The following is a 705-nucleotide window of genomic DNA, read 5'->3' on the forward strand; positions in this document are numbered from 1 at the left end:
GGCAGGCAATGACAGATCACGCGGCTCATCCGGTAGCCGTTGGTGCGGAGCATGTTCCGGTGGTCACTACCTGGTGAGTGAAAGGTCGCGGGGAGCATTGCTCCCTGTGGTTGAGCTGGACGTGCAAAGTTCCGTGGTTCTTGTCGGAGGATGCACCCGTAGATTCCAGCCGACCGAGTCCTCCTCGGATCGCCGGTGGCTTCGAAGAAAAATGTCAGGTGCGGAACAGGCCATGGCCGCTATTCAGCGAACGAGAGACTCTCGACGGCTCGCATTCGGCGTCTGCAAACGTGGCCATCTATCTCGAATTTTCTTGTGCGATAGTGATATTGAAGTGCGGTGCCGATACTCGGTATCGGCAGCCGTTCTGACCGCACCGTGAAGGAAACGACGGTGAGACTTCAGGCACGAGTTCGGCAACCTTCGACTCCTTGCCCGGTTGGCATCCGACCGGATTCTCCTCCAGTGAGTGCCGCAAATCTGTCGCATTCTGCGGCACTCACCTCGGCGCTCGGCTACTTGGTGGTGAAGAGGTTGGTTGCGTTATTTCAGCATGCAACCAGCGTCGACCGGCATCGCGACGCCTGTGACGTAGCGCCCTTCATCTGAGGCAAGGAACAGAACGGCGTTGGAGATGTCAACGGATTCCAACCACGGCAACGGAAGCGCGTGGGACATGCCGAACCTGTCGGCCATCGTCTCCTT

At 58.4% G+C, this 705-nt stretch carries 1 protein-coding gene; it reads right to left on the reverse strand.

Annotation, left to right across the window (positions count from 1 at the left end):
* Positions 1-543 precede the first annotated feature (543 nt).
* Positions 544-705, reverse strand: a 162-nt coding sequence (locus tag EEB13_RS31295; RefSeq protein WP_141487032.1) for an SDR family oxidoreductase, incomplete at its 5' end; no start/stop codon positions are given.

This window comes from Rhodococcus sp. WS3, from assembly GCF_003797085.1.
Taxonomy (GTDB): domain Bacteria; phylum Actinomycetota; class Actinomycetes; order Mycobacteriales; family Mycobacteriaceae; genus Rhodococcus_F; species Rhodococcus_F globerula.